Origin of the sequence: Legionella rowbothamii, from assembly GCF_900639985.1 — a bacterium.
In the GTDB taxonomy this organism is placed as follows: domain Bacteria; phylum Pseudomonadota; class Gammaproteobacteria; order Legionellales; family Legionellaceae; genus Legionella; species Legionella rowbothamii.
On record NZ_CAAAIM010000008.1, the window covers coordinates 184,866 to 204,049 of the forward strand.

Below are 19,184 nucleotides of genomic sequence, written 5' to 3' on the forward strand. Positions count from 1 at the left end.
GGAAGATAGTTAAATATAGGAGAAAATGATGAACGATCATAAAGATATGCATATTACCACGGAAGTTTTTAACACCGCTGAGGCAGCTGAAAAGGCATATAATGATGCCATTGATGCAGGCTATTCGCCTCAAGATATAACAGTAATCATGTCTGAAGATTCTAAAAATAAATATTACAATTCAGTTTTAGTTAAAGAGGGTTCTAAAGCCTCTGAAGGATTGGCAGTTGGCGGAGCAACTGGTGCAGCTTTAGGTGGGATAGTAGGGGCATTAGCTGCCTTAGGAACAAGCCTGCTTATACCAGGGTTAGGTTTGATCGTAGCAGGTCCTATTGCAGCAGGTCTAGCCGGGGCTGGGGCAGGGGGCATTACCGGAGGATTAGTGGGGTCTCTCATTGGCTGGGGTATATCTGAAGATAAGGCAAAAGTGATTGAAACAAAAATTCAATCGGGTGGGATTGCTTTAGGGGTTAAAGAGACCTTGCCTAATAGTAATTTATCTTCAAAATGGGAAAATTACCGTAATTACTAATTAACCGAAATGATGCCAGTTTCTGCTTGCTGAGAGACTGGCAAAACTCATTGAAGATATAGCACATGAGTCTCTTAATTTATGAAATACCCTTCAAAACTATATCGGATTAGCGGCTTTTTCGATTTAGGTAATAAAAGAATAAAACATCAATAAAGTGGAAAGTGTCATTAATATGGCTTTGTTGCAACTCAGTGAATAGGGCAAGTACCATCTGACCAGCATTAAGATTAGGTCATCGTTTAAGATGACGCCACTTGAAACTGAGCATCGTTGATAGTCCACAAAAAATAAGAAAAATTCTATCGCATCAGACAACTTTTCGCGACAAAGCCTTCAAAAGTTAAATGACGATGCCGATTTATGCTATTATAATACCATAAAGGACTCATATTAATCATAGTGATGTAAAACAAATCTTCAAATTGATATTAGAGGAAAATATGTGGGATAAAAAAGCTAAAGCGGAAAGGGTGGAAAGTAATATTTTTTTTAAAGAGCCAGAAACGAGTCAGACCATCCATTATGCATGGATAGGCCCCCCTACATACCACGATGAAGGGGCCGTTCCAGGCCATGACCTAGATGGCCCCATACAATTAGCACAAAAGTTACAAAGTCAAGGCACAAGGGTGAATACCATTAAGTTTTGGTGCATTAAAGAGTATCAAGATTTTTATCGCAGCGAGTTTTTAAAAGCCAAAGTGGATATTCAAGTTTGTGCCATTGAAGATTTGTTGGAGCACGAGCTGAAGGGCAATTTGGCTGAAGCCGCGCAACAATTTAAGGCTTACATGCAAAAAGTAAATTTTCCTAAATTGCCCACGGTTAGGGCTAGAGTTGAATTCAAAGATGGTTTTTCATTATTTTTACTCTTAACACAATCAGGCTATTTTCTTGATACAAATGTAGTGCCGATCAAAAATAGGGAACGACTTGATTTGAATGGTGAAAAGCACTTTACTACATCAGGGAGGGGGGATAGTAGTTGGGATTTTTTCCTCATGTATTCCCCAATAGTAAAGGATCCGACCGCCATGCTCGTCTTTAACAGATGGATTGAAAAGCCGGAGTTTGCTAAGCGTGATGTTTTCCAAAATTTGAACATCCCCGTGATTTCAAATGTCTTCGGGTCTATATACGAGAGACTCGGAGTCCAAAAAACTTCCTATAGATCTTACTTTAGAAATTTATCTCATTTTTACTGGCTAGATCCTGACCGAGTTGATTTATTTTTACAAAAAAGGGGGTTTGTTGATATCAATAGACAAAGTCAGTCACCAAATTTATATCTTTTGGAGAGTTGTAGTTTGCATTATGCAGCAGACGGGAGTCAATTATTCTTACCCATCAAGACTGACACGGCCTATGTTTTATTAAAGCACAATAAGATATTTTTTATCCATCGAAAAAATCACGAATTTGTTTGTGTAAAAGATATGCTCAGCAGCGTGCAAAAATATTTTCCTACACAGGACGAACCTGAACCGATTACAGACTCTGCTACAACACGGAAGGTCGCTTCATTCTTTTTAGAATTTCCTCATCCGCGATATATAAAAAATGAAAAGAACGCTACTTATCTGCACGAAGCGGTGCTTTTGCAGCGAGCGGACATGGTCCAGATACTTTTAGCAGATGGTGCAAATATGGATTTGCGAGCTACTTATCGGATTTTTCCGGACAATGAATGCATTGAGGTAACTGCAGAAGAATTAGCCTCGTATTTAAATTATTCGGCGATTGAAGAAGTTTTTGCTAATCATTTGATGTCAATTTCACCTGGGAATAAGCGCTTCTAAACAAAATCCAGGAGTAAAAATTTTTAGAGAAAGAGACATAGTCCACTGAACTTGACCCTCGGCCGGGAGCTTGGAAAAAAGGGCATGATCAATTTTCAATCTCTATGAGGGGTTTTATCCAGATAGCACGGGTTTGTCCTGATTTACCTTTTCATCCCTTATAGAATAAGGATTTTTGGCTCCGTTGCAAAAAAAAACCGTGTACAAAAACACAGCTTCTGGATAGATCTCAGCTATAGATTCCAAATTGTTCATTAATAAATGAGCTCTCAGTCCGATTGCCACACATCCATAAATCGAACTGTCCTTTTTTAAACATGCGCATAATTTCAAAAACCTTGAGGTTATAGGAAATTCAAAGAGCGAAAGAATGAATTTTGTACAGTACTCATATCGTAGTTTATGACAGTTTTTGTTGTGAAACAGGGAAGATGGATAGAGGCAAGAATAAATTTACTCCATATAGGATGGTTAATTACAGAAAACGGATGGCCGCCTTTTTATTACGTCGCTTTTGCAGAAACACATCCAGTTCATAACCCTCATCATCCACAGCACGCCATAGATAATAAGTGGCTCCGCCAATACGCAATTGCTGCTCATCCAAATGCCATCTATACGATGGTCTGGATGCTCGTTTCTTAATCAAGCTCTTAAAATGAGGACCCAATTTAATGTACCATTACCATTCGTTTTATAACTGACATCAATCCCACGATCCAATAAGCGCTCTGAAACATCTCGGTAGCTGTCATTAAATCGGTAATAACTCCACACCGCAATACTGATTAGCTCGATAGGGTAACGGCATCCTTTCGGCTTCCGCTCCAGCATCGCGATCTTCCTATAAATAATTTACAGTGTAGAGCTCAAGTTAAGTTGGCGCTGCCTCAGTTCATGACTTTTGAGCCCTAGATTGCTTGTTTAAATGTCTCAATTAACCTATCGTCTTTCAGTGCCCCCTTTCGAGCAACGTAGGCTCCCGCGGCAAATAGCCTGGCTGATAAGAGCCCTGCTCCAACAGCAGGTAATACACCTACGCCAGTAGACGCTAAACTAAGAGATGCACCAGCAACCGCTACCGATAATGCCATCATCAACTTATCTAATAATTGCATACCAGATAAGGGGTTTTTTAAAGAGGCCTGCACAAATGAAGCATAGTCTTTTAGCTGCTCATTGCTTGGTTTGTTACTTAATAGAGTGGTTGTTTTATCTAAAACGTTTTGTAACTCTTCACTTGCATACTTAAGCGCCGAGCCATCTTTCCTCACAGCTGCAAAACGACTTCTTTGGATGAATGTTTATTTATCAAATTAAATATCCCCTGAAAAATAGTTCATGAATCTATGGCTTAACTTAACTAATGAGAAAGTTTTATACCGAATTAAATTAATCTTAATAAAAGTCATGTTGCACAAACGTTATCAAGATTGCTTTGAATTGAGAATGTATTCATTTTGAAATTAATTTATTCCAAAATGGAAATTTTAATGATAAACATGTGAAGAATGCGACATCGGCAAAATTAGCTTTCTGCATATTTGCAAAGCAATTAGTTTGGAGGCTACAGACACAATTTGCCGCGTTGGATCTTTTTTACGAATTAAGGTGAGTTCACTACTGGTGATTATCGGTGATAATGTTAAGTCTGTTCTCTCATGCCATTGTTTACTGGAACACGGCATCGTCAACAAAAGGCCTAAACAACCGCGTTGAAAACGCTCATTAGCCTACACACAGACAATAAAAGTACCTCATTCGTTTTAAATCCCCAGCTGGGGTTCAGAACGTCCTGACGCTCATCGACAAAACCAGAGTCTCTTCGCATTCGGTCGCTACACCCAATCCGCACCATATAATCAAATTTCATAACGCTAAAGAAATTTGGCATCCCGTGGCGTCGGGAATTTTTTGCGCCTAAAATTCGCCAAAACTACTTTTTTTTCGGGTTTAAAAGTTGAGTTGACGGTGCCAGAGTACGCTATTCGTGAACCCAGTAATTGGATGAATACCGGATTTTTTCGCAACGATAAGACGCTTTATGTACTATAGTTTATAAAGGTTTATTTCTTCAGGAAGCAGTAATCCTGACATTTTAGCCCTTTAATAAGAGAGATGCTCAAAACATGATTAGAAAAAAAAATAAATCAAGGGAGAGCGTTAGATCAATTTCAATCTATGCCAGCCGCTATAATCTTGGTGATTTTACCCTGACTAAATTTAATGAGAAAGGAATGCCTCCTTATGTTGCTAAGCAGTTGATTGAAGATGAATTACAGACAGATGGGATACCCATTTTAAACCTGGCAAGTTTTGTTACAACGTGGATGGAGCCTGAAGCAGATGAGTTGATTATGCAGTGTCTCAACAAGAATTTTATAGATCATGATGAATACCCGCAAATTGAGAAAATCCATAGTCGTTGTGTGCATCTACTGGCTGATTTACTTAACGTACCAAAGTCAGACAATTATGTTGGTACCGCAACGGTCGGATCTTCCGAGGCGATCATGCTTGCTGGGCTTGCCCATAAATTTAATTGGCGCAATAAACGAAAAGCGGCAGGCCTTGATAGCTCCCGGCCTAACATCATCATGGGTGCTGATGTACAAATATGTTGGGATAAGTTTGCACGCTATTTTGATGTAGAGCCTAGAATTATCCCTCTGCAAAAAGGAAAATATGTCATTACAGCAAAAGATGTCGAATCACTCATTGACGAAAACACAATATGTGTTGCAGCTATCCTGGGAACCACCTTTACAGGTGAATACGACGAAATTGAGGAGATAAACAATTTACTTCTTCAGATAAAAAAGGAGAAAGATCTGGATATCCCTTTGCATGTGGATGCGGCCAGCGGTGGTTTTATATCGATGTTTATTGATGATGGTATTAATTGGGACTTTCGCCTTAAGCAAGTGAAATCAATTAACCTTTCTGGGCACAAATATGGCTTAGTATACCCAGGTATCGGTTGGCTTATTTTCAGGGATGAATCGGTGGTGCCCAAAGACTTGGTTTTTGATGTTAATTATCTAGGTGGTAATATGCCGACTTACACGCTAAATTTTTCTAATGGTTGCGCCATGGTTGTCGCACAATATTATAATTTTCTCCGCTTGGGAAAAACTGGCTATCAAAAGATAATTAATAACATGATGACTATAAGCAACTTTATAATTGAGGGTTTGCTAACTACCGATAAATTTTTCTTGCTTGGTACTCGCCGTATGGAGCCTGTTGTTAGCGTTTCTCTCAAAGACAATAGCGAATACTCAGTGTTTGATATTTCAAAAGCACTGCGCACTCGGGGATGGGTAGTCCCTGCCTATACTATGCCTGAGAACGCACAGAATATTGAGGTTTTGCGCATTGTGATTAAAGAAAACCTTAGTCTAATGTTAGCGAATGAGTTCTTGAGTGTAGTCAGCGCTGTATTAGCAGAACTTGATGGTCAGGAGAGTAAGCTAAGTAAGCCTAGACAGGGAAAAAACATAACACATTAACTATCCTCCGTTGTTCGGATCCTGTTGAAGAACCCCCCAAAAGTGTTCGTTCTGAGTTAGGCATTCTTCCAGAAGTGCCGTTTTAAATTCTTTTCATGCTCACTGACCCTAGCATTCACATCAATATCACCATTGCTCTTTTTAAAATTGTACTTACCAGTGAATGCAATGTATGACCAGGCACTCGGTGAGATTCTAGCAAAGTTACAATTATAAAAATGTATGGTGGTTCAGAGGCAGAAGTTGCTTATCAATTGTTAGGATTTAATGAGTCAAAAAATTCAATTAAAAATTTGGGTGATATTAATAATATCATTCCTGTTGTAATTATTTCATCTACCGAAATGGAAAAGGAACATCCATTAAAAGGGGGCTAAGGCAAATCGACCTGGTCTTACTATGGCCCTCGAGGTATTCAGAAAGAATGACACCCTAGTGGTTTGGAAACTAGACCGATTAGGTCGCACGGTTAAAGGATTAATTGATTTAGTCAATCAATGGCATCAGAAGGAAATCCATTTTAAAAGTATTACCGATAATGTAGACACTTCAACGCCAGCAGGCCGATTCTTTTTCCATGTCATGGCAAGCCTCTCTCAAATGGAACGCGAATTGATGGGGAAAGAACTAAGGCGGGCTTGGCTGCTGCTAAGGCAAAGGGTAGAGTTGGTGGTCGAAGACGAAAATGACTGAAAGCAAAATAGAATCTGCTAAACAATTACTGCCATCTGGTACACTACCTAGGGATGTTGCACAAAATCTTGGAATATTTGTACCTACTCTATATCGTTGGATCCCTGCCTCAGCTAAATGAACTTAATCCCATATTAGATACCAATCCATACATCAACCCCTTTAATATACTTAACCATTAGAAACCTCCCACCAGCAAGTAAGTATTGTGATAATTTGAGTCAACATGTATAATTAAAGCCAATTATTTCCTTGTGGGGTTATTGTGTTTTATATTGATTATGTTATTGGTGAAGAAAAAGAGCCTATTTATTTAATTAAATCATTTTGGTTTTTGACCTCAAAAAATCGTACTGAAGCCATGAATGATCTCTCTCTTAAACTTAATAGACATGATATAAAATTGCACGCAATAGGCTATGAAAATTTTCAATCTCCATATTCTACCCATAGCTTTCATACTTTTGGACCAACTAACTGGGGAATGGCAGTAGGAATTAATAGAAATAATTATACCAAAGAAGACATAAACCAATTATTTAATAAACTGGGAGTTTCTCCTAAAGCGCCTTGGTACATGAGTGCTTTTTTAATACCATTTAGAACACCCTTATCTTTTCTATTATCAGGTGGCTACAATCTTTATCGGAGTTTTATTTCTAATAATTATTTTAACTTTCAGAAAACTAATGTATCCCCAGGCACTTTTACACAAACCGCATACCAGCCTTCCGCAACCACTACTTCGATGGATGAGCATCGAGTACACTCAGTAATCTATCGTTCAAAAGGCTTTTATAATAGTCAACCTGTCTCTGAAAATAAATTTCAAGAGTTAGCTGATGTTTTAAATATTAGTGTAAAACTTATTGTAGATGTTGAGCCTATAGCACTTGGACAGGGCTATCTTATTAAAGTAAAGTCACCAGAGGCGGCAAAAACGATTGAAGAGTCAGTTCGGAAGACATTAAAAAAGCATACACAAAATGAATTTGGAGATTGTATTCGTTTTTTAGATACAAATGGAAGACCTACTAAGATGCCTTCAAGACAACTTGAAATTTGGGGGGCAGGGGCTACCGCATTAAGTGAATTACTAGATTCTGTTTCTTCAATAAGACGACAGGCTTCATTTAAGTGATACCTCCCTTAATTTTTTGATTCTAATTAGCACAAAAGGTTAGGGCTATTTTGAAATCCCACTTTTTGTAGGTTCTTAGGCCCGACCCCTGATAGAAGCACATTACTACGACATGCTACGTATGGTGATGTCTATTCGAAGTGGTAAAATCAAAGCCTCTGCAATTTTACGAAAATTATGCACCTAGAGTCGAAAACATAAAATTTACCAAGCATTTCGTGAGTTAGGGGGAGTTGTTAGAACCATATTTTTCCTTAATTATATCAACGATATTGATTTAAGGCCCCTACTTGTAAAAGTGAGGAATTTAATTTCATTGACTGGGTTTCCTTTGGCCGAGATGGAACAATTGAAGATAATTTAGCGCAATAGTTTAGTTGACGGTGCCGTTTCAATAACTTCGCTAGGTTTTAAACATTCTTTTTACAAAGAAAACTGGCTTTTTGCCTCAGAGGAGGTAATTGATCTTAATCCAATGGTTACTCTAGCATATAACCCTGCAGAAAAAATTTCTTTATATCACGAAAGTCTATGCGCAAAGTAAAATTAGCTCTGCGGAAGGATGGGGAATAAATTACGATGTAGGCGCTCTTTTTGAACTGTGTGAAAATTTTATAATTTATATTAGCTGGGCATATCAATTACATAATAATTTAGGAAATTTTAAATCCTATTCGAGTAGTGGTTTTTCGATAATGCTCTAGTAAAAAAACTATTCCGGACTGTATTTTGCGAGTCATTATTTTATAATAGAAAATAATGACTCAAATTAGATTGTGAATGTAGTTTCGAGGTAGAGTCGAATCTTAAATTTACTTAAGAAGAAAAATAGCTAATTGATTTATTTCTATTCTTAATGTAATAAGTCTGATAAATCATCAGCATGCTCTTCTTCGTCTTTAAGAATTTCTTCAAGCATTCGGCGTGTTGTGGGATCTTTAGTACCAAACCATTCAATAAGTTCTCTATAAACCATGATTGCGATACGTTCAGCCACTAAATCTTCTTCAATTAATTCCCTCAAATTTTTTCCAGAGCCATATTCAGTAGCTGTTCGCTGCGAAATCGTTAAAGGGTTAAAATCAGGATCGCCGCCTAAGAGATTAATGCGTTCGGCAATCATCATCATGTGCCGCTCCTCATCCGATGCATGCTCTGCAAATTCCGCTACTACCTGGGGCTTGTCAATTCCTTTTGCAATAATTTGATGATGGCGATAGCGTAAAACACACATGATTTCAGTAGCTAATGCCGAATTCAAAAGGCGGCATGCTTCTTCTATGTTCAATGGATAATCTTGGGTTACAGCTCCTTGACTCAAAGACTGTTGGGCGTTTTTCTTAATTTGTTCCAAATCATAGGGCTTTTTAAATAATTCTGGATCATTCATATCATTCTCCCTTAGAAGCATTTTAATTCCTTTTTTAAAGTGTAGACTAAAATTATTTGATTTGAATTTGAACAAAGAGAGGGTTTGATTCATTCTTAATTAATTATTTAAAATACACTCATTTAGAAGGCAAATAATAAAGGAGGTACTTTTTTTGAGTGGGTTTTTCGGCTTAGCTTGCGCGAGCTTAGATGATAGGAGTTTTATTTATAAAAGAATCTGCCAAAAAGGTATTTCCAGAAGCATTAGATACTGGTTACCAGAAAAATGAAACCAAAATATAGCTTTTCCTATTTCTTTATCTTCATCCAGAGTTGATCTTTAATTTTATGCCTCTGGTTGAGGCTTTTGATTGAAATTAATTATTGAGCCTTAATTAGAGAGCCCAAAGTCTCTAAGTCTCGTTCACCATGGTTTTGTCGTAAGAATAAATCTAATTCGTGGTAACGTTTATGAATAGAAGGCTCACAGGCTAAAGGAAAAGGGCCATATGTCCGTGCAAACCGTCTTAAGATATCGGTGCAGAGCTGTTCGATGATATGACGTGATTTTAAAGCCAATTGTTGAAGAGAAAGAGAATTTAAATTGCTTTGAATTTCTTTTCCTGCACACTCTAAAACACAGTGAATAGTCCACAGGTTAGTTTCCATGGCAGCAAGGTGAGCTAATGTGTGCGGATCTTTTCGAGAATTGGAGCGCGCGTAATCTATTAATCCTGCAGAACCTCCTCCCCAACAAGCAGCAGGTCCAAAAGAACCCTTCCAAAATCCTTTTCTTTGAAGATACCAACCTTTCTCTGCAATGATATTTTCTTTAAATACGGGATAATTTATAAAGGTAAGGGAGGAGGTATTGGTTTCTTTAAACGCACTCGTGATCCATTGGTCGTTGCTGATGTTGAGGTGGGTAGGGGAGGGAGAGGTTAAATTCACATCAATCAACCAACCTTCGGCTGTTATTAAAGCACGATCCACAATTCCAGCCCCACTACAAAACATTTTCGTGCCGTTTAAAACCCACTGGGAGTTAGTTCGGTCTAGAATTAAAGGCTTATTAGGAATTTCAGATGCCCATACTCCATATAATTGTTCTTTTTTTATATCATGTGACGCTTCATGTAAAATTGATAAAGCATCCCAATGTGCCTCTGCCAATTTAGCTAAAGATAAATCCCTTCGAGCCACCTCAAATAAGTGAAAAAGTCTTTCTACTTCACTGACTTTGGGAGGTAGGAGATCGGTCTTTTTGATTAACTCATAAGTTTCATTGACTATTTTGTTCATTTTGTTTTCCATTATATGATGCTAATTTTCCTGCAAACCCGTGAGGCGCTCGCCCTTGTTTACGTCCACTCGTAGTAACCCATAGTGTTGAATGAGAAATTAGATTGAAATCAAATTTTTTTAGGCGACTCCATAAGTCATGATCTTCTGCAGTTGCTAAGTTATTCCAGCCGCCAATTTTTTTATACACGTCTGCGCGTATTCCTAAATTAGCTCCATGAATGTGAGGATGAGAGCAATCTTCATTAATAATATATTGATTTTGAAATAGTTCAGCCACCTGGGAATCATGTTCACGGTAAGAGTCAACGACAACAATTCCTGTTATAGCATCTATTCCTTGAGAGGCCCAAAAAAGATGAGTGGTTAACCAATTTAAAGGAACTTCACAGTCTGCATCGGTATTTGCTAACCAGCATTCTTCTAAAGGCCCTGTGTAGCGCTTTAAAGCCTTTTGAGTTGCATATTTTCTAGCCATCCCTACATTAGTATGGTTTTTTTCTATAACAACCCCCCTTCTGTTTATCATTTGTTGGCCAATCTGAAAGGTCGCATCAGTCGAATCGTTTACACAAAGGATAATATCCACACTAATTGAGTCTGGGATGTTCTTGCAGGCCTCTAAGATTGACCGAAGGCAGCGAGGGAGAAGTTGCTCTTCATTTTTTGCAGGAATAATGATGCATAAATGTTTTATATTCATATTCTTATCCAATAATCTAAACGAAAATTTTCATTTATTTCACTATGCTCTAAATGCAATCCATTTAAAGAATAAATAATAGAATGGACTTCATCTCCGCTTAAGACATGATCTTTTGAATTACCTAACCAATGCGATGCTAAAAGATAAAAAGGAGGCTCACAGGTTAAAAGTATTTTTTTTAAAGTACTTTCCCACTCATTGGGATAAAAATAATACCCAATCTCGCTAAGAATAATTAAGTCTATTTTTGAATTTATAGGGTAATTGATTAATGAATCGCACTGTATGCGAACGTTCTTTAACTCATTGCAATAAATGAGGGCTCGAGAAGTGGCTAGTGAGGAAATATCGATCGCCTCCACAAATTTAGCTAATTGAGCCAATTTTTTTGTTAAAACTCCTATAGAGCAGCCAGCTTCAAAGGCATAGCGATGCTTTTTATGACTGATTACTTCGCAAATTCGCTGATAACGATTTAATTCATAAGGGCTTGTAGCAAATTGCCAGGGATCAGGATTATTACGGTATAATGACTCAAAAAATTCAAATTTATTGTCCATAGGGATAATACACCTCATAAGAACGAAGAGCAGGAACTAAAAAATTGGGAGTCAAAACCGCTTTTCCATATTCTTCAGAATATTGAGAGGCATAACACCTTAATGCCTTTTGTTTTAAATTATATGTTTCGTCATTCAATGGATAAATCCCTAGCGGTAGTGAATGAAGCGAATTAATAGTGGAGTAGTGCCAGGTCCAAAAAAAATAAAACCCTAAATAAATTTTTTTGCGCTGCGCAATTTTTAAAGCCACCCGCCCAACCGCTTCATGATCAGCATGATAATCGCTGAGCCAAGGGGCTAATAGGTGATCTTTTTCATTGATAAAGGGTAACAATAGTTGTTCCAATTCATCTTCAATGAGATTGACAGAGCTATCGGTTAATCTAAGACGAATGATATTTTCTTTTGCTACACCCAACAGATGTAAAGCTTCTTCTTGTTCTTGCTGTCTTATTTTATTCAAATCTTTTACCTGTGGATAGGCATTTTCTCCATCGGTGATGGCAATAACGAGGACCTCAATATTTTTTTGACATAAATCTCTTATTAGTCCTCCAGCGCCTAGTGTTTCGTCATCAGGATGAGGAGTTAAAATAATGGTTTTTTCTTTCGGACCATTCCAAAGTTGTTTGGATTGCAGAAAATTTAGCCATTTTATTTCTGGTGTTATCATAAGAAACTCCATTTCCTACAAATTGGTTGAGAATTTTTAATAACGTAATTGATTCTTGGGTGTTGTTTTCTTAATTAAAAAATTCCTCTGTTTTGGCTTCTTGCGTCGGGCTTTATTTAATAATTCATGATAAACAAGAGTTTGCTTGTTATTTAAGGAAAGACGAAGCCATTTATTTTTTATTAATAACCGGCAATTCGGGGTGTTTTGTTCCTCTAAATTAATGACGCATCCCCATGAAAAAAGTTCTATGACATATAAATTTTGCTTAAATAGCACTTTAAATTTTAAACGTTTAATCCAAGAGGGTAATTGAGGATTTAGACTCAAACAATTTTCGTATATCCCAAGACCACTGATAAATTGTTTAAGAAATGAAAGCGTACCGGTCATAACTCCGAGGTGAATTCCTTCCTCTGTGGTGCCCCCTTGAGTGTCCTGCAAATCACTAATGAGGGCTTCTTGATAGAGATGTACGGATAAGGCGGGATCTCTAGTTGTGAGAATAGACGCCAAAGTTATTTTACTTAAAGTCGAACCATGAGATGTTCGTTGCAAATAATAATATAGGGTATCATTAATGAGTTTGGGAGTAGGCAAATATCCTGCATGATAAAGAATACGAAGAAGCTCTTGTTCCCCTAAAAGGTAAAATAGCATTAAGGTATCAGGCTGTTTGGCAATTTGAAATTGATTGGGATCTTTATTTTCTGCTTTTAAGATGCGGTCTAATCGTTCACATTGGCCATATTTTTTCTTATAGGATTTCCAATCAAACGCATTAAGGCATTCATATCCTTCAAATTGACTTAATATCTCTTCATGAAAAGGGATGAATATATTTGTTGTAATATTTTTCCACTTTTTTAAATCTTCTTTCCGAATGTTTAATAGTTCATATAAAGATTGAAGCTGAAAGGAAGGTAATATATCTTTTAGAGATAAGGCTTTTTCTAACACCCACACCGACATGATGTTGGTATAAGTGTTATTTCGTAATCCTGGGGTTTCCGCGTTTATTTCTTTTTCATGGTATTCATCCGGACCCATTACTCCAAGTAGTTCAAATTTATTTTTTCCAGGATTAAATGTTACATAACTACTAATAAACTTAGCGATTTCAAAAATAATTTCGGCCCCATAATCTTTTAAAAATACAATGTCCTGAGTAAATTGATAGTAATTATAAATGTTATATGCAATAGCCATGTTGACATGAATTTGCTGACTACTTAAGTCTGGCCCCCAGGTTCCGGATTGTGGGTTTAAATGAAATTGTTGGGTTTCTTCTTCTCCATTGCTAGCACTTTGCCAGGGAAACATTGCGCCTTGATACCCTTTTTCACGAGCTAATTGTCTTGCGCTGTTTAAGCGGTGATATCGATACATGAGCATAGATCGAGCAATGCAGGGAAATGTGGAAAAATAAAAGGGTAAGATGTAAACCTCATCCCAAAACACATGGCCGCGATAGGCTTCTCCATGAAGCCCGCGGGCAGGAGCACCATAATCTTGTTGGATACTATTTTTGGAGATGGATTGTAGGGCATGAAATACATGAAAACGAATAAGGGGTTGTTCTCCATTTTGGGATTCAATTTCTATATCTGCTTTATGCCATAATTGTTTCCATGCCCAAATGTGATGTTTAATTAATGTGGGAAAACTGCCCTTTTCTTGAATTAATTTAATAGCATCATATAAGTTTTCTGAAATTCCTATATCTTTTGAATGATAAACACTCATTATTTTCTGAAGAGTTACTTTTTGATAAGGTTCAATTGAAATCTCTAACAGTTGATGAATTTTATCTTTTTCTTCAATTATCTTAAAATGGGCCTTAATCTTGGAATGATTTTTAAACACCTCTGTTTTAATAACTTCTGAGACTTCTAAATGAGATTGAAGCGTTCTTGCTTGTAAATATAGATATTCGTTTTGGTGTACTCCTTTACTCATTGTTTCCAAATGGTGTCCATTTAGTTCTTGATAGCGGGGGACTCCTTTGTTTATTACTCCACCACATAAAGAAGAGCGAATAGTTATTTTTCCTGTCCAATTTTCCGAGGTTATCGAGTAACGAATGCCTGCTAAATGAGAATGGTGTTGACTTATGAAGCGTATACTATTAATTAAAAAAATTCGCCCAGCATGATCCTTAATACGATAAAAACGTTTTAAAATTCCTTTTCGAAGATGTAATAACTCACAAAAGTCTAGAAGGGTTGTTTTGGTTATTTCAAACCAATCTTCATCTTCTACTTTAAAGGTTAAAGGAAGCCAATTGGGAAAATTGACTAAATCCTCATTAGTTAGAATTTTATCGGCAACGTGGCTTTTTGCACGATTATATCCACCAGCAATGTATGTTCCTGGATAATGAGTAGATGCACTACTGTCTTCAAATGCCCCACGAGAAGCAATATAACCATTCCCTAATGTAAAAAGTGTTTCTCTGAGGCGAATAGTGGAGCTATCAAAACTCCGATAGCTAATTATCCATGGATTCATATTCGACACTCCTTAAAAAAGGTTAATTGGGTTAAAAAGTTTTGCACCTCTAAGGGAGAGTCTAGGTAATAATGAGCTTTTGTATGATGTAATTTCTCTGCAACTTTAATGGTAATTCCAGTAGCTTTGAACGCTTCAAATGCGTCTTCATCGGATACATCATCTCCAATATAAATGGGAATTAATTTATGATTTTTGGCCTTGAATCTATTTAAAATGGATGTGGAAGCAATTCCTTTATTCCAGTTTATATTGGGTCTTATTTCGTAGACCTTTTTTCCTAAATGTTTTTTTAAATGAGGATGTTCTACCATAATTCTTTCTATTTCTTTTTCAATTAAATGACGGTATTTTTTCTCCACTAAACGATAATGAACGGATAAGGAAAATGTCTTATTCTCAATAAAACAATCTGGAATTGAAAATAAACATTGATATAGACTGTCGTAAACTTCTTTTATTTCTTCTTTAAATCCTTGGCCTATTTCGTAAGAATATTGAGGTCCTTCAAATTCAAATCCATGATTTCCCGAATAAAAAAGGCTGGCAATATTGATTAATTTTTGTAAGTTTTTAAGTTCTCTTCCACTCATGATGACTGTAGGATAATGTCGTGAGAGATGATTAAGGCAATAATGCATAGAGTTGGATAACACGGCCTCGCTGGGCCTTTCTCTTATTGGTGTTAATGTCCCATCATAGTCTAAAAAAATAACAAATTGATAATTAAGTTTACTGAGTCGTAAAATGGATTTTAAAGCTTGGGTTCCTGTTTTGAGTGGTGCTGTGCGACTTGTTGGGAAGTAAAAAAGATTTTGTGCACTCGCTAAATTAGGCAAAATGTAATCTGCTCCTAATTGACGGAATTGATGATGGAGTTTATTTCTCCTATCAAGGGCGATCACACCTCCAAATCCGCCTTTTTTTCCTGCTTTTACGCCAGCTAAGGCATCTTCAATAATAACGCATTCTCTAGGCAATAATTTTAATCGTTTGGCAGCTTCTAGGAAAATGTCCGGCTCTGGTTTCCCCCGAAGATTTAACTCTTCAGATATAATTCCATCCACATAAATAGGAAACAAATGTTTAATTTGGGCACTTTCTAAAATAGGAATGCAATTTTTACTGGATGAAATAAGTGCGATTTGATAATTATGCGCTAATAAAAACTCAATAAATTGAATTGTGTCTGAAAAATATTTGACGGATTGATTAAATAACATTCTATGTAGTAATTCATTTTTTTTATCACATAATTGCTCAAGAATGTCTTGATGATATCCAATTTTTCGTTCCTTTAAAAAATTGGATAATCCTTCTTTTCTAGGCATTCCGTCTAAATAGCTCCAATATTCATCTTCAGAGAATAATCTATTTTTTTTATCGAGGTTAGTTACATATTCATCTAAAATGATTTTCCAAGCATCAAAGTGAAGGGTGGCGGTTTGAGTTACTACACCATCCATATCAAATATTATTCCTTTAATGTTCAACATGGCAGCTCCTTGCAAGATGAAGATTTTAACAACATTTTGCTTATTAGTTGATAATAGCCCTTAGCTTAGATATTGCAAAAATTTTCTTCTATTTGTTAAGAAATTAAGTTTTATAACCAATACTTAAATATAGAATTAATAGGAAAAATAAAACAAAATCACGAGTTTGAAAAAGATGTGAATTACCAATTTTATGATATGGAACAATAGCTTACTGAATATTAAGGTGTTTATTAAAAAGTAAGGGAAAACAATTACCTGGCTATTAAAAGGAGTTTCATAATGAATATAACCTTGCTTATATTGGCTCGTTGTTCTACACCGACCAGGCCTTTAATAGGGAAGTTCTTGAAGAGAAGTGTTATAGCTCGTATCTACTAACAAACAAGCATTACGTGGTATTGCTATCCACTTTATCCCTTTAGAAGAAAGTTTCTCGGAGGTTATAATTACCTGTTTTGTAACCGTATCTTCAAAGAAATACATTGTTTCAGGTTGGGCTTTGGAAGAAGTACAATAACGAAAAGCAACCGTATATTTTCCATTAGTGATACAAATATTAAAATAACACACTCCGTTTTTATTATGTTCCTTCACTAAATTATTAATGATGTGTAATGTCTTTAATAAGACTACTTGTATATCATTGGCACTCTTGAGGTTTGTTTTTTTCCCTAGTTGTAAAAATAAAGCAAAAATCAACTCTGAATCAGTGGTTCCTTTGAGCCAATTATAAATATCATCATCCAGTAAGTTTTGAATTTGGCGTCTTACTTTTGTAAAATGAGGAATCCATCCGTTATGCATAAACAACCAATTTTTGTAGATAAATGGATGGCAATTAAATTGAGAGATACCTCCAGTACTCGCGGCCCTTATATGCCCAAAAAAAAGGGACGCCCGTGTTTTTTGGGCAAGATATTTTAAGTTTTGGTCGTTCCACGCAGGAAATAAGGAAGTAAAAAGCGCAGGCGTTTTATCATAAGAGGTGTACCATCCTAAGCCAAACCCATCTCCATTAGTGACCGTTCGTGACTCCTTAGAAACAAGGCTTTGTTTAATCAAAGAATTACTTGGCTTAATTAAAAGCTCTGATAATAAAATATCATTTTTTCCAATGTAAGCTACGAATCGGCACATTTTTTCTCACTTTTTTGTGATGCAAAATCCTGCTTCTTTTATTATAGCTTAAGAGATAAATTTGAAATTTTTGAATTTTGCACTCATATGTTTACGCTTATTTAAGTCTAAAGAAAACTTAGTAAATAATTTAATTGATAGGCTATCCTTAGTTATAAGCCCATTAAGGCAATTTATTGCCATTCATATTGTAGGTTTTCCACTATTTATAAAATGGCTCAGCGCGTGATAAGGATATACTATGAAAGAAATCCTCTTTAAAGAATCCTCAAAATTCTCAATTGGACTGGAACTGGAATTTCAAATTATTAACCCGAAATCATTTTCTTTAATTTCCCGTGCTAATGAGGTTTTGGAGAACATTCAGGGAAGCGCATACCAACAACAAATTAAGCCTGAACTGACTCAAAGCATGATTGAAATTAACTCTTCAGTTCATTATAAAGTCTCTGAGTTATACGCCGAAGTTCACAAATTATATGGTTTTTTGTTAGAGCAGGCATCTGCATTGGATATTTCTTTCTGTGGCGGAGGAGTGCATCCCTTCCAGCAATGGAATACACAAGACATTTATATTAAAAACAAAAAACTTGCCTCTTTTGCCAGGGAATATAAGTTTCTAGCACAACAAGCAACAGTGTTTGGTCAGCATGTTCACATAGGCTGTAATAATCCAGAAGACGCATTGTATCTAATACATGCGCTCTCAGGTTTTGTTCCTCATTTTATTGCTATTGCAGCCTCTTCACCCTTTTATCTAGGAGTTGATACAGGATTTTTTTCTGCAAGATCCACTCTTTTTAAGGCGTTTCCTTTCAGCGGAGTGATTCCCTTTTTTAAAAACTGGGATGAATTCTCTAAGTACTTTTATAAAATGCGTGACTTAGGCGCAGTAAGCAGCTTGGGAGATTTTTTATGGGACATTAGACCCCAGCCATCTTTTGGAACCGTAGAAATTAGGGTTTGCGATACTCCTTTAACGTTAAACAAGGCAATTTTAATCACAGCTTACCTACAAACGTTGGCTTTTTATCTACTAGAAGAAAAACCTATAGAAATTTGTCCTAATTTATATTCCTTTTATAATTATAATTATTTTCAGGCCTGTAGATATGGATTTAATGGAGATATTATTAATGTTGCCAATGAAAAACACTATTTAATCGCCCAAGATATACTTTATACATTAAAGAGAATAAATAAATACGCCAATAGTTTACAAACAGAGCAATTTCTTCTCTTGTTAGAAGAGGAAATAAAAAATAAAGAAAATGATGCTGAAAACCTAAGAAGGATTTTTTATGAATCTAATTCTTTTCAAGAAGTTGTAAGAAATCAATGTCAATATTGGGCAACAAGTGCATATTAATAATTAAATTTTTAAGTTTTCGAGCAAAATTTGATGTAAAAAACAAGCAGCAACTGGCCTTTGGCCAAGATATGTAAAAGGATTGCCACTAATTTTAATCAAATTGTGCCTTCTACATATTAAGCCTTTTTATGTATTCAGCTGTATCTTTTGTTTTTCAATTGTCACCTTCATCAAAAATAACGTAAGAATTAGTTTTACTCACAACGAAACTCATACGTATAAATGATGCTTATCCTCATTAAATGCGGCCCAACAAGACTAAGATAAGTAAAATAATCAGAATTGTTCCAATTAAACCACTAGGCCCATAACCCCAGTCTTTACTGTAATTCCACCGAGGAAGACCACCTATAAGGAGTAAAATTAACAG

At 36.2% G+C, this 19,184-nt stretch carries 19 protein-coding genes and 1 pseudogene; 8 read left to right on the forward strand and 12 right to left on the reverse strand.

Translation table 11 applies throughout. The features are described 5' to 3' along the window. The first annotated feature begins 25 nt into the window (after window positions 1-25). Both E1P08_RS13615 and E1P08_RS13620 read left to right on the forward strand, forming a co-directional pair. Window positions 26-532, forward strand: coding sequence for a hypothetical protein (locus E1P08_RS13615; protein ID WP_242602469.1), 507 nt, complete (start codon window positions 26-28; stop codon window positions 530-532). 443 nt (window positions 533-975) lie between these two features. Next, complete coding sequence (locus E1P08_RS13620; RefSeq protein ID WP_133137557.1) at window positions 976-2,334, forward strand: ankyrin repeat domain-containing protein; 1,359 nt, start codon at window positions 976-978, stop codon at window positions 2,332-2,334. 475 nt (window positions 2,335-2,809) lie between these two features. Here E1P08_RS13620 and E1P08_RS13625 read toward each other — a convergent pair whose 3' ends face one another. The 3 genes from E1P08_RS13625 to E1P08_RS13635 form a co-directional block, all read right to left on the reverse strand. Beyond that, window positions 2,810-2,983 carry a DDE-type integrase/transposase/recombinase gene (locus E1P08_RS13625; protein ID WP_165485184.1) on the reverse strand — a complete coding sequence of 58 codons (174 nt, stop codon included), beginning with the start codon at window positions 2,981-2,983 and terminating at the stop codon, window positions 2,810-2,812. Beyond that, entirely contained in the window at window positions 2,980-3,168 is a 189-nt protein-coding gene (locus E1P08_RS13630; protein WP_133137559.1) for an IS6 family transposase, read from the reverse strand. Before E1P08_RS13630 ends, E1P08_RS13625 begins: the two co-directional genes overlap by 4 nt. Window positions 3,169-3,245: 77 nt before the next feature. Then, on the reverse strand, window positions 3,246-3,608 hold the full coding sequence (locus E1P08_RS13635) for a hypothetical protein (protein ID WP_133137560.1): 363 nt from the start codon (window positions 3,606-3,608) through the stop codon (window positions 3,246-3,248). A gap of 855 nt (window positions 3,609-4,463) precedes the next feature. On the opposite strand from E1P08_RS13635, the gene gad reads away from it, so the two are divergent. The 5 genes and pseudogenes from gad (at window position 4,464) to E1P08_RS13660 (ending at window position 8,044) form a co-directional block, all read left to right on the forward strand. Then, entirely contained in the window at window positions 4,464-5,846 is a 1,383-nt protein-coding gene (gene gad, locus E1P08_RS13640) for a glutamate decarboxylase (protein ID WP_133137561.1), read from the forward strand. A 218-nt stretch (window positions 5,847-6,064) separates the two neighbouring features. Beyond that, the gene (locus tag E1P08_RS17230; protein WP_165485185.1) at window positions 6,065-6,223 is read left to right on the forward strand and encodes a hypothetical protein; all 159 of its coding nucleotides are present in this window, start codon (window positions 6,065-6,067) and stop codon (window positions 6,221-6,223) included. A gap of 22 nt (window positions 6,224-6,245) precedes the next feature. Next, a complete protein-coding gene (locus E1P08_RS13645; protein ID WP_242602470.1) occupies window positions 6,246-6,539 on the forward strand; it encodes a recombinase family protein in 294 nt (97 codons plus the stop codon). Window positions 6,540-6,804: 265 nt separating this feature from the next. Next, on the forward strand, window positions 6,805-7,680 hold the full coding sequence (locus tag E1P08_RS13650; RefSeq protein ID WP_133137562.1) for a hypothetical protein: 876 nt from the start codon (window positions 6,805-6,807) through the stop codon (window positions 7,678-7,680). Between the two features lie 91 nt (window positions 7,681-7,771). Continuing rightward, window positions 7,772-8,044, forward strand: a pseudogene (locus tag E1P08_RS13660) (Tn3 family transposase). Window positions 8,045-8,533: 489 nt separating this feature from the next. Here the strand turns inward: E1P08_RS13660 and E1P08_RS13665 are convergent. The 8 genes from E1P08_RS13665 to E1P08_RS13700 all read right to left on the reverse strand — a co-directional run bounded on the left by E1P08_RS13665 (window position 8,534) and on the right by E1P08_RS13700 (window position 17,442). Continuing rightward, a complete protein-coding gene (locus E1P08_RS13665) occupies window positions 8,534-9,070 on the reverse strand; it encodes a ferritin-like domain-containing protein (protein WP_133137563.1) in 537 nt (178 codons plus the stop codon). A gap of 362 nt (window positions 9,071-9,432) precedes the next feature. Then, window positions 9,433-10,353: an acyl-CoA dehydrogenase family protein gene (locus tag E1P08_RS13670; RefSeq protein WP_133137564.1), complete on the reverse strand. Its 921-nt coding sequence runs from the start codon at window positions 10,351-10,353 to the stop codon at window positions 9,433-9,435. Then, the gene (locus E1P08_RS13675) at window positions 10,334-11,056 is read right to left on the reverse strand and encodes a glycosyltransferase family 2 protein (RefSeq protein WP_133137565.1); all 723 of its coding nucleotides are present in this window, start codon (window positions 11,054-11,056) and stop codon (window positions 10,334-10,336) included. The genes E1P08_RS13670 and E1P08_RS13675 overlap by 20 nt, the downstream gene beginning before the upstream one ends. Next, window positions 11,053-11,619, reverse strand: a complete 567-nt coding sequence (locus E1P08_RS13680) for an SAM-dependent methyltransferase (RefSeq protein ID WP_165485187.1) — start codon at window positions 11,617-11,619, stop codon at window positions 11,053-11,055. Before E1P08_RS13680 ends, E1P08_RS13675 begins: the two co-directional genes overlap by 4 nt. Next, window positions 11,609-12,295, reverse strand: a complete 687-nt coding sequence (locus tag E1P08_RS13685) for a PIG-L deacetylase family protein (RefSeq protein ID WP_165485188.1) — start codon at window positions 12,293-12,295, stop codon at window positions 11,609-11,611. Before E1P08_RS13685 ends, E1P08_RS13680 begins: the two co-directional genes overlap by 11 nt. 36 nt (window positions 12,296-12,331) lie before the next feature. Then, a complete protein-coding gene (locus E1P08_RS13690; RefSeq protein WP_133137568.1) occupies window positions 12,332-14,806 on the reverse strand; it encodes a glycoside hydrolase family 65 protein in 2,475 nt (824 codons plus the stop codon). Next, window positions 14,803-16,302: a trehalose-phosphatase gene (otsB, locus tag E1P08_RS13695; protein ID WP_133137569.1), complete on the reverse strand. Its 1,500-nt coding sequence runs from the start codon at window positions 16,300-16,302 to the stop codon at window positions 14,803-14,805. The genes E1P08_RS13690 and otsB overlap by 4 nt, the downstream gene beginning before the upstream one ends. A 333-nt stretch (window positions 16,303-16,635) precedes the next feature. Beyond that, entirely contained in the window at window positions 16,636-17,442 is an 807-nt protein-coding gene (locus E1P08_RS13700; RefSeq protein ID WP_133137570.1) for a class II glutamine amidotransferase, read from the reverse strand. Window positions 17,443-17,683: 241 nt separating this feature from the next. On the opposite strand from E1P08_RS13700, the gene E1P08_RS13705 reads away from it, so the two are divergent. After that, window positions 17,684-18,811 (forward strand): YbdK family carboxylate-amine ligase, encoded by a 1,128-nt coding sequence (locus E1P08_RS13705; RefSeq protein ID WP_133137571.1) that lies wholly within the window; start codon window positions 17,684-17,686, stop codon window positions 18,809-18,811. A gap of 241 nt (window positions 18,812-19,052) precedes the next feature. Here the strand turns inward: E1P08_RS13705 and E1P08_RS13710 are convergent, their stop codons facing one another. Beyond that, the gene (locus E1P08_RS13710; RefSeq protein ID WP_479724437.1) at window positions 19,053-19,184 is read right to left on the reverse strand and encodes a DUF3309 family protein; all 132 of its coding nucleotides are present in this window, start codon (window positions 19,182-19,184) and stop codon (window positions 19,053-19,055) included.